Raw genomic sequence first — 16,604 nt, forward strand, 5'->3', positions numbered from 1 at the left:
AATGTGCACGAAGACCTGCAACAGCGTAGGAGAAAGCTAATTTGGGTGGAGAGATAAATAGACAGAAACGAAAAAACCAAGGGCGTGATGAATCACGCCCCTACAAAATCCGAACTTTGCCCTCTTGCGCCTCTGCGCGAGATAATCCGAAAATCAGTTGTGGCTCGCCTGCAGCACCGGCTGCCGGATCGTCAAGTCTTCGTTCCCAGCGAAAGCAAAACGCTTCAGCGCCACTGGATCGAGCTCTATACCCAAGCCGGGTTTATCCGGCGGAATCAGAGATCCCTTTTCGAATCGCACCGGCTCTTTCAACAGCTCTTCGCGTAGCGGGTTGTAGGTGTAATCGAGCTCCATGACGATGCACTCTTGCACAGCCGCGGACAGATGCACGCTCGCTGCTAGCGCGACCGCATCGCCCCAGGTGTGAAAGGAAACTTGCACGTTGTTCTTTGCTGCCAGGGCGGCAACTTTGCGAATTTCAGTGACACCGCCGACGCGCGCGACATCCGGCTGTAAGAAATCCACCGCGCCGCGGGCGATGAAATTTTCGAAGGCGTAGCGCATCTGCAAGTTCTCACCGACGGCGATGGGCACTTTGCCTTCGCGACGCAAGAGCGCGTGCCCTTCGACGTCCTCAACAAACAGCGGTTCCTCTAACCAGAAGGCGCCGCTGTCGGCGAACGCCGCTGCCGCTTTGAGGCCGACGTCAATAGAATAGCCCTGGTTAGCGTCGGTCATGACGACAAAGTCTTTGCCTAGTTCCTGGCGCACGGCGCGGACGATGCGGATGTCTTGATCGAGATCGAAGCCGACTTTGATTTTGACGCCGTGAAAGCCCTGCTCGGCGAAATCGTAGGCGCGCTTGACGACTTTGGAAACTTCTTCTGGATAGAGCGCCGTCGCATACACCGGAACTTTGTCGCGGACTTTTCCGCCGAGGAGTTTGTAGAGCGGCTGGCCCTTCACTTTGCCGAGAATATCCCACAGCGCGATGTCGACACCGCTCAGCGCGATGACGCCCACACCGCGTGTGCCAAACTCTTTGTGCCCACCGCGATAGTAAGCTTTGTCCCAGACTGCATCGATATTCGTCGGATCCATGCCGACCAGCATCGGTTTCAAAACCTTCGAAATGACCGCGTCGATCATCTCGCCGTTGCCAGAGGCGGAGCCGATGCCGCTGACGCCATCGTCGGTGTCAACCTGAACGAGATTGGTCGCACGCATGGTGCGCACACCGGAACGGCTAAACACCTGGCCGGAGGCCGGCAGCTCAGTGCGCAAACGGATGGTTTTGATGCCTGTGATCTGCATAGAGATTACTTTTTCGGATTCGGATTATGTAACCGCAAAGAACGCAGAGAACGCAAAGAAATACAAAATTCGCGATGACCATTACCGCTTGACCAGCTCTCAACGTATCTTATTGTGAGTGGTAAAATCCCCCAAGTCCGAGCGCGCGCAGCGCGCCTTTGTGTTCTTTGCGTTGCGGTTAAATTCTCCGGTTCTTATTTCATTTCCCAGAACTGCCCCGGGATCGCTTCGCCGTCCACCGTGATGTACGTATTCTCTACATCGGTCCGCTTGTTCCCTTCGGTGTCCATGCGGGTGAACTCCGGCGTGCCTTCGAGCGCGCTTACGCGCAGGAGTGCCAGTGGGATCGTGCCGGAGTTTTCAAAATAATAGTAAACCCCAGCGGGCAGCATGATCGCCTCGCCTTTGTTGAGAGTCTTCGGCTGATGTTCTTTATTGTAAAACGTCGCCTGACCGTCGAGCACGATGAATGTATGGTCTTCGCCAAAGTGGGCGTGGAGTTTGTTTTTCCGCCCGGGCGCGTAGTAGTTGATACCCACCGACATCCGTTGGGTATCCGCCAGCGGAATGTGACTGCGCCCGCCGGTGATCTTTGGGGTTTTGAGCTGATAGGTAAAAGCGTCCATTAGTGTCCTCCAAACGATAAAAGGGTTTGTCTGCTTATCTTTGCGTTCTCTGCGTACTTTGCGGTTAAATGGTGCGTTTCACAATCTGGGCGCGCAGCGCCTTTTGTGCTTCCTTGTGCTCTTTGTGGTTTCCCAATCCGTCTTCCCCTATACCCCAGCCGCTTCTCCTTGAAAAGAGTCGCATCCCTGGTCTATTTTGAGCGCGACTAAGGACCGGAAAGGAATTCGCACATGGCCAACATCGGACTCTGCTGGGTTAACCCCGCCCCACTCACCAAAGGTGAAAATCTCATCAACTTCGCCAAAAAGACCGAAGCGATGGGCGCGCACTCGATGTGGACCATCGACCGCATCGCTTACGACAATTTGGAGCCACTAACCCTGCTGGCCGCTGCTGCAGGTGTGACGCAAAGAATTCGCCTTGGCACGTCCGTGTTGCTCGGCAACACGCGCCACGCGGCGCACTTGGCCAAGATCGTCGCGACCATCGATTACATCTCCAATGGCCGCATCACCCTCGGCCTCGGCTTCGGCAGCCGCGAGCCGGACTACAAAGCCATCGAAGTGCCCTGGGATCACCGCGGTACCCGAGCCGTCGAACAAGTTCAATTGATGAAACGGCTCTGGACCGAAGACAACGTTACTCACAAAGGCAGATTCTACAACGTGGAAAACCTCACCCTTGGCCCAAAACCAATCCAAAAACCCCACCCACCGCTCTGGACGGGCGGCAGCGCCGAGACATCGCTGAAGCGCGCCGGCATGTGGGCTGACGGCTTCATCTCCGGCAGCTCCGCCATTGCCGACTTCCACGTCACCTGGGACAAAATCGCCAGCTACGCCGTCGCCGCCGGCCGGGACCCAAACAAGATTACCAAAGCCAGCCTGGCCTTCATGGCGATCAACGACGACAAAGCCAAAGCGATCAAAGCCGTCGAAGATTACACGACACGCTACTACGGGCGCGTGAGAACGCCAGTTGAACCGGTGTCGATTGTTGGTGGAGCTGAGCAGTGCATCGACAAGATTCAATATTTTCTGAGTAAGGGACTCGACACATTGATCATCGGCGTGGCCGATCCGGATCCGCGGCAACTAGATTTGTTTGGGGAGAAGGTCTTGCCGAAGGTGAAGGCTTAGCAAGATGAATTAACGGATCTTTATTCGAGGCGATCACCAAATTCGATCACCTGCGAACTGCGACACAAGGATTATCCGCCGTTTCTTGCAGCGTTAAAAAACGTATCGTCAACGCACGTACCAAGGCAGCCCGTGCAATCAATCGCGAATTGGTTTTGCTGTATTAGGACATCGGTCGGGGGATCCTCGAAAAGCAACAGACCGCTGGATGGGGCGATTCCGTGGTAGAGCGGCTTGCTGCAGACTTGCGCACCGCGTTCCCCGATATGAGCGGTTTCTCTGTGGCGAATCTGTGGCGGATGAAACAGCTTTTTCTCGAACACAACTCACCGGAATTTCTCTCACAAGCTGTGAGAGAATTGGTTGCGGCCGAGCAACGCTTCACAGGGTGCAACGTCAAGAAACTCTTGACTGCCGGCGATATCACTTCAGTTGCCTAGAGATCTAAAAGATGGTCTGAAAAATAGATATTTTATGCGTATGCTGAATCGTTACCCTGCCAACTAACGCCGCTTTCTACTACTCGCAACTAGCCTCATGGGACTTCAGTTGATTGGTGCGCCGCATTTCGCGCGGGCCCAAGAAACAATTCATCTCGCGCTGCCTTCTAAGGCTTTTCAATTTTCCATCGCCCGTGACCGCGGTTATATGAAGGAAGAAGCGCCTGGCGGCCCTAGCCAGCGCCTGCCTCGGCCTCGCCACCAATTGCAGTCCTACAAATCAACTAACGAGGCCTTTCCTGAAGACCTTACAGGCATCCCGGCAACGAATCTCACCGACCCTTGGGGCAATGCCTACGAATATCTCAAGATCGAAGGCGCGGATACAAAGTCCAAGGGCAACATGCGCAAGGATAAAAATCTGGTGCCAATCAACTCCGACTTCGACCTCTACAGCAAGGGCGCGGACGGCAAATCCACCGCGCCGCTCACGGCGTCCGCAAGCCGAGACGATGTAGTGCGTGCCAACGATGGGCGCTATTTCGGGCTTGGAGAAAATTACTAGCAGGTTCTGTCGTCGGTCGAAATGAAAAGCAGCGTTATCGACCTCTGAGACCTACCGTATCGCAGAGATTGCACGCCGAGGCACGAAAGCGCGATGCCACGAGACGCGCTTCGCGAAATACGCTCCCGTCTCTCACCCCGGGAGTTTGAGAGTTTTTCACAGCCATGTACACTGGGCGCCGGATCGATTGTGCTTGATTCAATCGTTCGAGGCACTGAATGGCTGCACGCACTGGCGCTCAATATCTTGCCGGGCTCGCCGACCAACGTGAGATTTGGTTTGATGGTCGGCGTGTCGCAGGCGTTGTCCAACATCCCATCCTCGGCCGGATGGCGCGCACGCTTGCCGACTTATACGATCTTCAGTGCGATCCGGCGCTGCGCGAGCAACTGACCTATACTTCGCCGTCATCCGGCACATCTGTTGGGCTTTCATTTCTGCAGCCGCGCAGCGTCGATAATTTGATCCGCAAACGCGGTATGTATAAGCACTGGGCCAACTATAGCGGCGGCATGCTCGGGCGCACACCGGATTATTTGAACGCGATTCTTGCCGGGTGTGCTTCGGCCAAGTCCTATTTTGCGAAGAATGGCGCGGAGTACGCCGAGCGAATCGTTGCCTATTACGAGCACTGCCGCGAACAGGATCTGTGCGCGACCCACACGTTTGTCGACCCGCAGATCAATCGCGCGCGCAGCCAGTCCGAACAGCGCGATCCGACCGTGCCGCTGCATATCGTCGGCGAGAATGCCCAGGGACTCATAGTAAGCGGCGCGCGCATGCTGGCGACGTTGGCGCCGTATTCAGACGAGCTCTACGTTTTTCCTTCGCCGTCGCGCACGCAGCAGAGCGATGCGCCCAAGTTTGCGTTCGCGTTCGCAGTGCCGGTGGCCACGCCGGGGCTGAAATTCATCTGTCGCGAGAGCCTCGACAGCGGCGGTGCGCCGAGCGACTATCCGCTGACGGCGCGCTTCGAAGAAATGGACGCCGTGGCGGTGTTTCATGAAGTGGTCGTGCCCTGGGAGCGGGTCTTTCTCAAAGGCGATATTTCGCTCTGTAATAGATTGTTTCGCGAGACGCCGGCGTTTCTCCACGGCATTCATCAGTTCACGGTTAAGAACCTTGCCAAGGCGGAATTCATCCTCGGTGTGGCAACTCTGGTTGCGGAAGCGATCGGCCGCATCGAGATGGCGGAGTACCAACGCATGCTCGGCGAGATCGTCGACGTCGTCGAAACGCTGCGCGCCTACATCCGTTCCGCGGAGGCCGACGCTATCACTGACGAGCACGGCTTTGTTCATCCCAATCCCAATATCATGTCGACGGCGCGCAATTATTTCCCGAAGGCTTATCCGAGAATCGTCGAAATTCTGCAGCTGATCGGTTCGAGCGGCTTGATGGCGACGCCCAGCGAGAAAGATTTGACTGCGCCGGCGCTGTCGGAAGACATCGACCGCTACTATCAATCGGCGACGTTGATGGGCAAAGAGCGGGTGCAGCTATTTCGCTTGGCTTGGGATCTTTCTTGCAGCGCCTTTGCCGGTCGTCAGGTTTTGTACGAGAGATTTTTCGCGGGCGATCCGTTCCTATTGATGGCGAGCCGGTTTACGAGCTATGACCGAAGCGAAGCCGTGGCCCGGGTCAAGAAAATGCTGGGGAGAAGCGCGTAGCGAATCAACGCAGGAGCAAACATGAACATCGATTTTCACGCCCATATTTATCCCGAAGATTATCTGAAGAAGCTCGAAGCCTCGACCGGCGACGTGCGCATCGAAACCGACGCCAAGGGGCAGAAGTGGATATTGAGCATGGGCGCCAAGGCCGGGCCGATCACGCCCGACTTTTTCGACGGCGACACGCGAGTGGCGCGGATCACGGAGAACCGGGTCGACATGCAGATTTTGTCTTCGCCCCATCCCGGCGTCGACCGCTTCTCGCCCAGTGAAAGCGCTGAGATGAGCCGGATCATCAACGATGGCATCGCGACACTGGTGCGGAAATATCCAAAACATTTTCAAGGCGTGTGCATGCTGCCGCTGATCGATACCAAGCTGGCGTTGAAGGAATTAGATCGCGCCGTGCTTGATTTGGGATTGAAGGGCATGTGTATGCTGTCCAACGTCGCAGGAAAAACCTCCGATGCCGATTTCTTGCTGCCGGTCTACGAGCGCACCCAGGAGCTAGGTGTGCCGATTTTTATTCACCCGACCACGCCGCTGGGCGCGGCGGTGATGCAGGAATGGCGGCTGGCGATCATTCTCGGCTTTGAGTTCGACATCGTTTTGTCGGCAACGCGGCTGGCCTATTCGGGTATTCTCGATCGTTTTCCCGAATTGAATTTTGTGATTTCCCATCTCGGCGCTGGCATTCCGTTCCTCGCCGGGCGCATCGACCGTGGCTACTTCGATCCGACCTGCGGTATCAAGACAAAGAAACCGACGTCGGAGTACCTGCGCGATCTCTATTGCGACACTGTGTCATTTTACCAACCGGCGCTGCAGATGGCGTACGATTTCTACGGTGCGGAGCGAATGGTTCTAGGCAGCGACTTCCCGCTGATCATCGGCGATTTGCCCGGTGCCGTGCCGAGCATCGAGGCGATGAATATTCCGAACCGGGAGAAGGAAAAAATTCTCGGCGAGAACGTCAAACGGCTGCTCAAGTTGAGTATTTAGGTCGCAAGTTGAAAAGCCATCGAAGCCAAGCAGGGAAAGCATGAGCTACAACGGATATACCGTCATCGACGCTCACCACATGCTAAACCGGTAGCCGCTATGGCCCGTCGCCCCCGCGTATTTGCTCCAGGATTGCTCTATCACGTCATCGTCCGCGGCAATCAGCGGGGAACATAGGGAAAGCTCCTTTCGCTTTCAGCACGCCGATAATCAACAAAGGCCAATCACGGGCTCACACGCCGTCAAGGAAAATCGGAAATCATAAACGAATGCAGCGGCTTACCATCCGTAGCGCAAGTGTGAGCATTTGTGCTATAAGGCAAGAGCTTGAATTGCATGTGTTTTCTAATGCTTGGGCGAAAGGAAGGTTACACATGACGTTTTTCAGAACGCCGTACCGACGAAAATCCTCAATTAAATATCAAACTATTCTTTGCGCGGCGATCATACAGGCATTGATGGTTCACGGTGTAGTCAATATTTTCGCAGCCGAGGTGACACTGGCGCTACCGGCCAAGAGTCTTCAGCAGATCATCTTTCCGCTCGCGGTGGAGCGCGGCTACATGAAGGAAGAAGATATTGATCTCAAGATTACTTTCATGGAACCGGCGCCGAGTATGCAAGCGATGCTCGCAGAGAGTGTGCAAATCACCGCGGCGGGCGGTAGCGCTTTGATCGCGATTGCGCGCAGCAACTATCCTGCGAAAGTCGTACTCGCGGTCAACGATCGGGTGCACCAGTGGGTGATCAGTAGACCGACCGTTGGCAGTATCAAAGACCTCAAGGGCAAAGCGTTGGCCACTACCGGTGTGGCGTCGCTGGCGACTTTCATGTTCAAGAACATCATGCCCAAGTACGGCCTTGACCCGAGCAAAGATATCACCTTCACCGATCCGGGCGTGAACAACCAGGCGATGGCTGTCATGTCGGGAGCGGTGGAAGCGGCGATCGTCAGCGTCGAACAGCGTTACGCGGCGCTCGACAACGGCATGAAGGAACTCATGTATCTCGGCAACGAAGTCAAAAACTCCTGGGGCACAACGGCCGCCTCGGAGAAATTCATGAAAGAGCAGCCTAGAGTCGTGGCGGGATTCATGCGCGCGACGTTGAAAGCCTTGCGCTTGATCAAGCGCGATCGCGCCGGCACCATCGCGGCGTTTGCCAAGTTCTCCGGCTTGCCGGTGGCGACCTCGACGCGGCTCTACGACGATTTGATCGGTTCGTTTACGGCCAATGGCGCGGTGGATGAAGAAACCCAAAAGAATGATCTCGGGGTGATCCGCCAGGTGCTCGACGCCAAGGAAGCGCTGGCGCCGGCGCGCGCCTTCGACTTTAGCTTTGCCATCGAGGCCGACCGGCAGTTGACGAAGCTGGGGTGGAAACCATAAAAGAAAGTATTAAACGCGGAAAATGGAAAGCGGAAATTCGCGGGTTCTGACGGGCGACTTTTCCGTTTTCCGGGTTTCTGCTTTCCGCTTTTTGTTTGGCCAGTGTTAACGATCATGGGTATCAACTTACTGATTGGGAGGTAATTCATGCCTGGCATAATCGACGCTGACACCCATATTGCCGAGAGCGAAGCGATGTGGGCGATGATGGACAAGGACATGTACCCGCGGCGACCGGTTTTGATGAAGAGCCCGGAAGACACACTGTATGGGCCGCGCAATGCTTTCTGGCTGATCAACGGCAGCATTTTTCCCAAGCCCAATGGCAAAGGCAGCTTTCGTTTGATCACGCCATCGGCTTCCAAATTGGAATTATCGCGCGGCGATATTCATCTCGCTTACCGCGAGATGACCGACATTCCCGGTCGGTTGGGCGACATGAACAAGCTGGGCATCGAAACCCAGGTTGTGTTTCCGACGCTGTTTCTAATCTACATCACCGACGACGTCGCTTTAGATGTGGCGATGGCGCGGGCTTACAACCGCTTTATCGCGCAGGCCTGCGCCAAATCGGGCGGCAGGATGCGTTGGGTGGTGGTGCCGCCGCTGCACTCGGTGGAAGAGACGGTGAAGGAAATCAAATGGGGCAAAGACAACGGCGCGGTGGGCGTGTTCTTCCGCGGCATCGAGGGGCAGCGCACGCTCGACGATCCCTATTTCAATCCGGTTTACCAAGCGTGCAGCGACACTGGCATGCCGGTGTTGATTCACACCGGCGCCGGCTGCCCGCTGTTTATCAACTTGTTCGACGTCGAGCGCAACCATACCTTCGGCCACAGCCGCATCCAGCCGATCTTGGCGTTCCGCGATTTGATCCACAACAAGATTCCTGAACAGTTTCCCAAGCTGAAATTTGGTTTTCTCGAAGCGTCGGCGGGCTGGGTGCCGTTCATGATGCACATCCTGAAACGCTTGTTCAAAGAAAAGTGGAAATTTTCCAAAGACGCCGACATGTTCCGCGAATATCGCATCTTCATCGCCGCGGAAGCTGACGAAGACATCAACTACATCGCGCAGTTCACCGGTGCGGACCACCTGATGATCGGCTCAGACTACGGCCATCAAGATCCCTCGGAGGAACGCCAATTGGTCGCCGCCATGCGAGCGCGCGAAGACATCCCGACGAGACTGACGGACAAGATGTTCTTCGACAATCCCAAACTGCTCTATCCTCTGAACTAGGCGTGCACCATTTGATCGGAACCTGCTGATTAGGTCCTAATTGTCATTCTGAGCCGACGGCGAAGAATCTGCTGCATGCAATTGCACGAAAAGAAGATCCTTCGCTGACGGTCAGGATGACAAAGAGGGAATTTCCGCATTGCAACACAATCATTTGGAGACAAGCACGGGCCTGAACCAAGTGCAATTCTTTAACGAACACCCATGAAGCTAAAACTCTCTCTCACGATCGCGCTGCAATTTGTCTTTTTGTCTGCGCTTGGCGCCCAGCAGCTCCAGACCGTCAACTTCGCCACGCCATCGCGAAGCTTTCAGTTGGCGATCTATCCGATCGCGCAGGAGCGCGGCTACATGAGGGAAGAAGGCATCGATCTGCGCGTTATCAACGTCGCGCCAACCACGAGTGTGCAGGCGTTGCTCGGCGGCGACGTGCATTTCACCGGCGCCGGCACCAGCGCGGCGCTTGGAGTGGCGCGCTCGAACATTCCCGTGAAAGTTGTGATCGCGACCAACGACCGCGTGCTGCAGTGGCTGGTGGCTAATCCGAAGATCACCAGCGTGAGAGATCTCAAAGGAAAGAGGATAGCCACCACCGGCGTTGCGGCGATCGCTACGTTCATGCTCAAACAGATTCTCGCCAAGCATGGGCTTGACGCCAACAAAGACGTGATTTTTCTCGACCCGGGACAAGGCAACCAGTTAACCGCTTTGCTGTCGGGCGCCATGGATGCGGCGGTGTTAGGTATCGATCAGCGCTATCCGGCGATAGACAAGGGCATGAAGGAGCTGTTCTCGTTCGGTAACGAAGTGAAAAACTCCTGGGGCACGCTGGCGACCACCGATAGGCTCATCAAAGAAAATCCGAAGATGATCGCCGGCTATTTGCGCGCGAGTTTGAAAGCGCTGCGCTACATGCGCCAGGATCGCGACGGTACCATCGCGTCGGTGGCGAAGTTCTCAAACATTTCTCGGCAACTTGCCGCGCGCACTTACGATGACCTGCTCGGCACCTTTACACCCAACCTGACCGTCGACGACGAGACTCAGAAGAACGATCTCAACATCATTCGCCAGGTCGTCAACGCCCCGGACGCGGTGCCGAACAATCGGGTCTACGATTTTAGTTTTGCCCTGGAAGCCGATCAGCAGCTAAGCAAGACGGGGTGGAGGCCCTAGCCGTGGTGCACATGAATATTTTGTTGGCTGTCGCGTCTTTGTCTTAGGAGGACAAAACGGAGGTAGCTGTTGGTGGGGCTTCTGATGTTGCCATGAAATATGGCAAAGTGTGCTCTATCGATAAAGGAATTTCATTATAGAAAGAAGTTAAGGGATGACCTCGATAAAAGGTGTCGTTTTAGCGATCGCTTTATTACTTTTGGTTTCTGCCAACGGCCAAACTGGGGAACCCGCGCCGTGGTACAAGTGGAAGAGCAGGGTCAATAACCAAATCGTCTGCTCGCAAACCGCCCCCGGCGACAACTGGGAGCGAGAAAGCGGTCCGTATACGGATTCGCATTGCGATACGCTGGTGAATAAATAGACGTGTCGGTCTGCTTGCGGCTGTGAAAGCTAATCGAAGCGAACCGAAGCGTCGCTGCCTTTGATTGCGCCTTTAATGGACGGGTTGTTCAACGAGCCTTTGATCGTTAAATCTTTGGTGCTGTAAACGCCGTCAAACTGTAGCACTCTCGGTAAGCTCTTTTTCAGCGACGGTAGCGCATGATGGAGCTTACCCATATCCAACGATGCGACTTGCAGCGCCAGGTCAATCGGAATGTCACGGTAATCGCCCGCTCCGATCCCGGGACCGACGCGGCCTTTGAGTTTTAGGTTGGGAGTTGCCGCTGTGACCGGAGCGTCAAGGTCAATGTCCATCGGCCCATCGGAACTCACTGCTGTCATGCGCAGCTGAATGTGGGACGCCAACACTTGCTTTTCGGATCGCTCATCGTGATAGCGTATCGTACCGTTGGAGATTTGCAGCGGCAAGGGAAGCAACATCGGCGCAGTCGATGGTGTGACTGCGGACGCTGGGTTTTCGGCGATGGCCGTCCGCCGCTGGCGCCTTTTTGAGCGGCGTGGAGACGTTTCGCCTGCGCTTTCGCTGTCGTCACGCAGAATGGTTAATACGGGAGACTCCAACACGATATTGCTCGGGACAAACCGCCCCAGGAAAAGCGGCCAAAACTTAATCTCGACCTTAACCGCTTTCGCCTGCAGAAGCTCGGCAGCCGCCGAGCTGAGATCAGCCGCGACAACGACGCTAGACAGCCGCGCGCTCACCGGCCAGAAAGCAACGTCGACATGCGCCGCGGTAACCGTGCGGCCGAGCGACCGCGCCGCCCTTTCCAACATATATGCTTGGTTGTTCCGGATGAGATAGTTGCCACCGAGCAGCGCGAGAACTAGGAAAAAGCTAAAAGCGCCGAATAATCCGAGAACCACTTTTTGCCGCATAGCTGCGGTAAAGAATGCGGCAAGGGGCGTGCATTAGCAATGGGTTGATGTCCGAAAACGGCGAGTTTGCCCTTGCACAGGTGCGGCCAAAGTTGCTTTCATCATGCTATGCGCGAATTCTACAAAGCGATGCTGGCGCGCGACGCGCGCTTCGACGGCAAGTTTTTCGTCGGCGTAAAAACCACCGGCATCTATTGCCGGCCGATCTGTCCGGCGCAGCCGAAACCTGAGAACGTCGAATTTTTTCCCGACGCGGCCGCCGCGGAACGGGCCGGCTATCGCCCGTGCCTGCGCTGCCGGCCGGAAAGCGCGCCGCGCTCGGCGGCGTGGTTTGGCAAGAAGGCCGTCGTGCAACGCGCGCTCAAACTGATCGCCGTCAACCAGTTCCATGTAAGCAACGAAAGCGAGTTCGCTGCGCGCTTGGGACTGAGCGCCAGACACCTGCGCCGGCTGTTCGATGACGAGATCGGTCAAACCCCGAAACAAATCTCTGACAACAACCGACTCAACTTCACGCGCAAACTGATCGTCGAAACCAATCTGCCACTTAGAGTTGTGGCGCAAGTTGCTGGCTTCGGCTCGCTGCGCCGCTTCAATGACGTCTTGCGCAGGCGGTTTTGTCGCGCGCCATCACAACTGCGGCGCGCGCCGTCAAGCGGCAGAGTAGCAGACGGTTTCGAATTGAGCCTTTCGTATCGACCGCCTTACGATTGGCAGGCGATCCTGGACTTTTACCGATCGCATTTGGTCGAAGGTGTCGAGCTGGTTAGCGATGGCTGCTTCGAGCGGGTTTTCCGGCTCGGTGAAACCGTTGGTGCGCTGCGCGTGCGACCCGTGCCCGATCGCGCGCAACTCCAATTGACGGTGTTCACGGATAAGTCGCAAGTGCTTTTTGAGGTTGTTAGCCGGGTGCGCGGAATGTTTGACCTCGATGCCGATCCGATGCTGGTGGCACAGCGTTTCGCCGGAGTACCGCTGCTCGACGAACTGTGCCAGCGCAACCCCGGTCTGCGTATGCCTGGTAGTTGGGACGGTTTAGAGACCGCGGTCTGTACTATTTTGGGCCAGCTAGTTAGCGCCGACCAGCGCAGCCAACTCATCGACCAATTGATTCGCCACTACGGCGAGCGAATTTCCCATCCCCTGACCGGCACCAAGACCCGCCTGTTTCCTCGCCCGGAAATCTTGGCGGCGAGCGATCTCTCTGCCGTGCGAACTACGGCGCAGCGAAGAGCGGCAATCCGCGATTTCTCCCGACGGGTGCTAGACGGCGCAATCTCCTTGAGTGAAGCCCAAGATCCGCCCGCGTTCCGCAAATCGCTCAGGCAGATCAAGGGCCTCGGGCCTTGGTCGGCGGAGTTCATCAGCCTGCGCGCCATCGGCGACACCGACGCATTTCCCAGCAGCGACCTGATTCTTAAGCGAGTACTAAAGCAGCACCCGGCACTCGACCTACAAGCCGTCAAACCATGGCGAGCCTACGCGGCGATGCATCTCTGGAAGGCTTTCGCCGAGACTCTGTCCAAGCGTGTCAGGAGGAACCCCAATGACTTTGTCGTACAAAGAGATGATATCACCGGTCGGCAGATTGAAATTGGTCGCCAGCGAGAACGCGCTGCTAGCGGTGCTGTGGGAGCGCGAAGCGCCGGATCGGGTCAAACTCGACGTTCTCACTGCCGCGCAGCATCATCCGATCCTGCAAAGCGCCAAGCGACAGTTGGCCGAGTACTTCGCCGGCCAGCGCACCCGGTTTGAGCTGCCGTTGGCAGCGCGCGGCACTGAGTTTCAGCAGAAAGTCTGGCGCCGCTTGCGCGAGATCCCCTTCGGAAAGACCAAGAGCTACTTGGAAATCGCCAAGGCAGTGGGCGCGCCGCAGGCGAGCCGCGCGGTGGGCGCGGCCTGTGGCAAGAATCCGATTTCGATCATCGTTCCCTGCCACCGTGTCGTCGCGTCCAACGGCAATCTCACTGGGTTTGCCGGCGGGCTGGATATCAAAGCCAGACTGCTCGCATTGGAGGGTGTTAGGGACAGCTTGCGAGTTGTCCCTACAAATTCACAAGATACTTCTTTGCGAGCCCCTCGACAAACTTGACCAGACCCGCGTGATCTAAATCGCCGTCACCCATGCCTTTCATGGCGGTCATCATTTGACCGACGACACCGGTAACCACGAGCGGCACGCCGTATTCACTGCCGGTGGCCAGGGCGATTTTCATGTCTTTTTCGTGCAGGCGAATCCTGAAGCCGGGCTTAAAATTTCGGTCGAGCATCTTCTGGCCGTGGGCTTCGAGGATTTTCGATTGGGCAAAGCCGCCGAGCAGAGCTTGGCGAACTTTCGCCGGATCGACGCCGGCTTTGGCGGCGAGCACAAGCGCCTCGCTGACGATCGCGATGGTCGTGCCGACGACCATCTGATTGGCTGCCTTCGTTACTTGTCCCGCGCCGGCGGCGCCGACGTGCACGATGTTTTTGCCGAATTTCTCGAAGATCGGCATGGCGCGCTCGACGGCGCTGGCACTGCCGCCGATCATGATCGACAGCGTCGCGGCAATCGCGCCGGCTTCGCCGCCGCTCACCGGCGCGTCGAGCATTTCGCAGCCTTTGCCTTCGGCCGCGGCGGCTAGTTTACGTGCCACCACCGGAGAGATGCTCGACATATCGATTAGCAGCGTGCCCGACCTTACACCTGCAAAAACTCCATCTTTGCCGGCGTACACCAGTTCGACATCGGGTGAGTCCGGCAGCATGGTGATAACCATGTCGCTGCGCGCGGCGACTTCTTGGGCATTCAAGACCGCCTGCGCGCCTTCTTTGGTTAGCTCCTCCACCGCGGCGCGGCTGCGGTTATGAATTACCAGCGGGTAGCCCGCCTTCAACAAATGGCGCGCCATGGGTTTGCCCATGATGCCGAGGCCGATGAAACCGATTGATAGATTGCTCATGATGGACTCCGCTGTGCTACGGCAAGAAAGTCAAATCGATCACTTGCTGCGGTGTAACGTTCTTGGCCTTGGGATTTTCTTTGGCTAACTCGTCTATCGCGAGCTGGATGCCTTTCAATGTAGGTTTGCCATCGTCGGGGAAAGCGCGCGCGCGGTAATTGTAATCGGCTTCCGCTAGGGCGCGATCGTCGGTGCGAATCGCTTTCATGGTTTCCTTGATGGCGTCGTTGCGGTTGCTTTTGTAGAGGCGCACTGACTCCACATAGGCACGCAGGAAACGGCGCACCGCGTCGGGATGACTCTTCAACAAATCACCGCGAGCGACGACGCCGGTCATTTGGTAGTCGATCTCTTTTTCGGCGAAGTCGAGCATGGGAAATAAACCGGATTTCTTGGCGACATGGCTCACGCCCGAGATCAGCGATGTGCCGTCGATGCTGCCGGCTTGCAGTGCATTGATGCGGCCGGCCGAGCCGCCGCCTTGAATGAACTTAACGTCGCTCTTCGGATTTAAGCCGAACTGTTCCAACGCCATGCGCGTCGCTAGCTCGTCGGTGCTGCCGTAGCGGGTAATGCCCAAGGTCCGGCCTTTCAGTTGCGCCGGTGAGGTGATGTGCGGCCGGGTAAAAAACGTGTAAGGAAAACGATTGTTGACACCGCCGATGATTTTGACGTCGGCGCCTTCAACAAAGCCGTGGAGAAACACCGTGGCGCTGGTGGTGACGATGTCGAGGCTTTTCGCCAACAACGCCTGCATGGCGACCGGGCCGCCGGTGATCAAAATGACTTCCAAATCGATGTTGTGTTTCTTGAGAACACCCGCTTCTTTGGCGAGGGCAAAGGCGACTTTCTCGGTGCTGGTGGCCGCGGTGGAGGCGAGACGAATCTTGATGGCTTGGGTCTGGGCCGCCACCGATTGCGGCAGCGAAAACGCGAGACAGGCAACGATAAGGGCAAAAAATTTCACTTCGATGAAACTCCTTTCGATTGAGTCAGATATGCCAAATGAACCGCCAAACGCAAGCAAGATCGACATTGCTTTGGACGCAGCAATTGCAGTATCGTGCGGCCACTATGGAAACCAAAATCTTCACATGGCTAGGGCGCGAGTTTGTCGAAATCGTCGGCGAGGCAGGCTTAGGCGGGTCGACAGAGCAAGCGACCGCGGAGCTTTTCGCCAAGTTCGACAAATCTTTGCAAGGGCTCGGTCTGTCGCTCGACAACACTGTGCGCATCCGGGTCTTTGGCCGCGATCGCCAAGCGCGCACCGACGCGACGCTGGCGCGCTCGAAAGTGCTCAGCCGCCAACGGCGCGCCGCGAGCTCCAGTTTTATTTCTCAGCCATGGTTCGATTCCGCCGGTTCCGGCGGATTGGAGTTGCTCGCGCTGCGGCCATTGAACGCCAGCTCGGGACGCAATCCGATCGACTTCGCGCTGGCGCGGAATTATTTGTGCTATCTGGAATACGACTCTGTGTTGTTTTTCTCCGGCTTTACGTCGGAGGCCGCAACGCTGGAGCGGCAGGTCAAAGACGTGCTCGGCACGTTGGACGACGCCTTCGCGCGCGCCAAGACCGATTGGAGTAAAGTCGCTAAGCTTTCAATGCTGGTCCAGCGCGGCCATTCCATCGACACGGTCAAAGCTGTGCTAGCCGGCGCCGGGCCATTGAGCGTGCCAGCGCTGGAATTCACTTTTGTCGACGGCTTTGCCGGCGAGAAATATCTGATTGAAATCGAAGCGACGGCGTTGAAATGAAAAGGGGCGCGATAAATCGCGCCCCTACGCTGTCATGCTGAGCGACGCGAAGCATCTGCT

General features: G+C 56.6%; 16 protein-coding genes and 1 pseudogene. 12 read left to right on the plus strand and 5 right to left on the minus strand.

What is annotated here, in order from left to right:
* Positions 1 to 153: 153 nt before the first annotated feature.
* The gene (locus FJ145_04605; GenBank protein ID MBM4260708.1) at positions 154 to 1,314 is read right to left on the minus strand and encodes a mandelate racemase/muconate lactonizing enzyme family protein; all 1,161 of its coding nucleotides are present in this window, start codon (positions 1,312 to 1,314) and stop codon (positions 154 to 156) included.
* A 194-nt stretch (positions 1,315 to 1,508) separates the two neighbouring features.
* Positions 1,509 to 1,940: a cupin domain-containing protein gene (locus tag FJ145_04610; protein ID MBM4260709.1), complete on the minus strand. Its 432-nt coding sequence runs from the start codon at positions 1,938 to 1,940 to the stop codon at positions 1,509 to 1,511.
* 231 nt (positions 1,941 to 2,171) lie between these two features.
* Between FJ145_04610 and FJ145_04615 the strand changes: the two genes are divergently transcribed.
* The 9 genes and pseudogenes from FJ145_04615 (at position 2,172) to FJ145_04655 (ending at position 10,930) form a co-directional block, all read left to right on the plus strand.
* Positions 2,172 to 3,080 carry an LLM class flavin-dependent oxidoreductase gene (locus tag FJ145_04615; GenBank protein ID MBM4260710.1) on the plus strand — a complete coding sequence of 303 codons (909 nt, stop codon included), beginning with the start codon at positions 2,172 to 2,174 and terminating at the stop codon, positions 3,078 to 3,080.
* A 50-nt stretch (positions 3,081 to 3,130) separates the two neighbouring features.
* Positions 3,131 to 3,520, plus strand: a pseudogene (locus FJ145_04620) (DUF1016 domain-containing protein).
* A 97-nt stretch (positions 3,521 to 3,617) separates the two neighbouring features.
* Positions 3,618 to 4,085: a prepilin-type cleavage/methylation domain-containing protein gene (locus tag FJ145_04625; protein MBM4260711.1), complete on the plus strand. Its 468-nt coding sequence runs from the start codon at positions 3,618 to 3,620 to the stop codon at positions 4,083 to 4,085.
* Between the two features lie 218 nt (positions 4,086 to 4,303).
* Positions 4,304 to 5,755 carry a 4-hydroxyphenylacetate 3-monooxygenase, oxygenase component gene (hpaB, locus tag FJ145_04630; protein ID MBM4260712.1) on the plus strand — a complete coding sequence of 484 codons (1,452 nt, stop codon included), beginning with the start codon at positions 4,304 to 4,306 and terminating at the stop codon, positions 5,753 to 5,755.
* Positions 5,756 to 5,776: 21 nt separating this feature from the next.
* Complete coding sequence (locus tag FJ145_04635; GenBank protein MBM4260713.1) at positions 5,777 to 6,760, plus strand: hypothetical protein; 984 nt, start codon at positions 5,777 to 5,779, stop codon at positions 6,758 to 6,760.
* Positions 6,761 to 7,029: 269 nt separating this feature from the next.
* A complete protein-coding gene (locus FJ145_04640) occupies positions 7,030 to 8,148 on the plus strand; it encodes an ABC transporter substrate-binding protein (GenBank protein ID MBM4260714.1) in 1,119 nt (372 codons plus the stop codon).
* Positions 8,149 to 8,295: 147 nt separating this feature from the next.
* Entirely contained in the window at positions 8,296 to 9,390 is a 1,095-nt protein-coding gene (locus FJ145_04645) for an amidohydrolase (protein MBM4260715.1), read from the plus strand.
* 204 nt (positions 9,391 to 9,594) lie between these two features.
* The gene (locus FJ145_04650) at positions 9,595 to 10,566 is read left to right on the plus strand and encodes an ABC transporter substrate-binding protein (protein ID MBM4260716.1); all 972 of its coding nucleotides are present in this window, start codon (positions 9,595 to 9,597) and stop codon (positions 10,564 to 10,566) included.
* A gap of 154 nt (positions 10,567 to 10,720) precedes the next feature.
* A complete protein-coding gene (locus tag FJ145_04655) occupies positions 10,721 to 10,930 on the plus strand; it encodes a hypothetical protein (protein ID MBM4260717.1) in 210 nt (69 codons plus the stop codon).
* 29 nt (positions 10,931 to 10,959) lie between these two features.
* On the opposite strand, the gene FJ145_04660 is transcribed toward FJ145_04655, so the two are convergent.
* Positions 10,960 to 11,835, minus strand: coding sequence for a hypothetical protein (locus tag FJ145_04660; GenBank protein MBM4260718.1), 876 nt, complete (start codon positions 11,833 to 11,835; stop codon positions 10,960 to 10,962).
* A 120-nt stretch (positions 11,836 to 11,955) separates the two neighbouring features.
* On the opposite strand from FJ145_04660, the gene FJ145_04665 reads away from it, so the two are divergent.
* Together FJ145_04665 and FJ145_04670 are read left to right on the plus strand one after the other, a co-directional pair.
* Complete coding sequence (locus FJ145_04665) at positions 11,956 to 13,602, plus strand: helix-turn-helix domain-containing protein (protein ID MBM4260719.1); 1,647 nt, start codon at positions 11,956 to 11,958, stop codon at positions 13,600 to 13,602.
* Complete coding sequence (locus FJ145_04670) at positions 13,394 to 13,939, plus strand: methylated-DNA--[protein]-cysteine S-methyltransferase (protein MBM4260720.1); 546 nt, start codon at positions 13,394 to 13,396, stop codon at positions 13,937 to 13,939. The genes FJ145_04665 and FJ145_04670 overlap by 209 nt, the downstream gene beginning before the upstream one ends.
* Here the strand turns inward: FJ145_04670 and FJ145_04675 are convergent.
* Entirely contained in the window at positions 13,893 to 14,789 is an 897-nt protein-coding gene (locus FJ145_04675; GenBank protein MBM4260721.1) for a 2-hydroxy-3-oxopropionate reductase, read from the minus strand. The genes FJ145_04670 and FJ145_04675 overlap by 47 nt on opposite strands.
* A gap of 16 nt (positions 14,790 to 14,805) precedes the next feature.
* Positions 14,806 to 15,825, minus strand: coding sequence for an ABC transporter substrate-binding protein (locus tag FJ145_04680; protein ID MBM4260722.1), 1,020 nt, complete (start codon positions 15,823 to 15,825; stop codon positions 14,806 to 14,808).
* Between the two features lie 38 nt (positions 15,826 to 15,863).
* Between FJ145_04680 and FJ145_04685 the strand changes: the two genes are divergently transcribed.
* Positions 15,864 to 16,544, plus strand: coding sequence for a hypothetical protein (locus tag FJ145_04685; GenBank protein MBM4260723.1), 681 nt, complete (start codon positions 15,864 to 15,866; stop codon positions 16,542 to 16,544).
* Positions 16,545 to 16,604: the final 60 nt, after the last annotated feature.

Source organism: Deltaproteobacteria bacterium, from assembly GCA_016874755.1.
Taxonomy (GTDB): domain Bacteria; phylum Desulfobacterota; class Binatia; order UBA9968; family UBA9968; genus DP-20.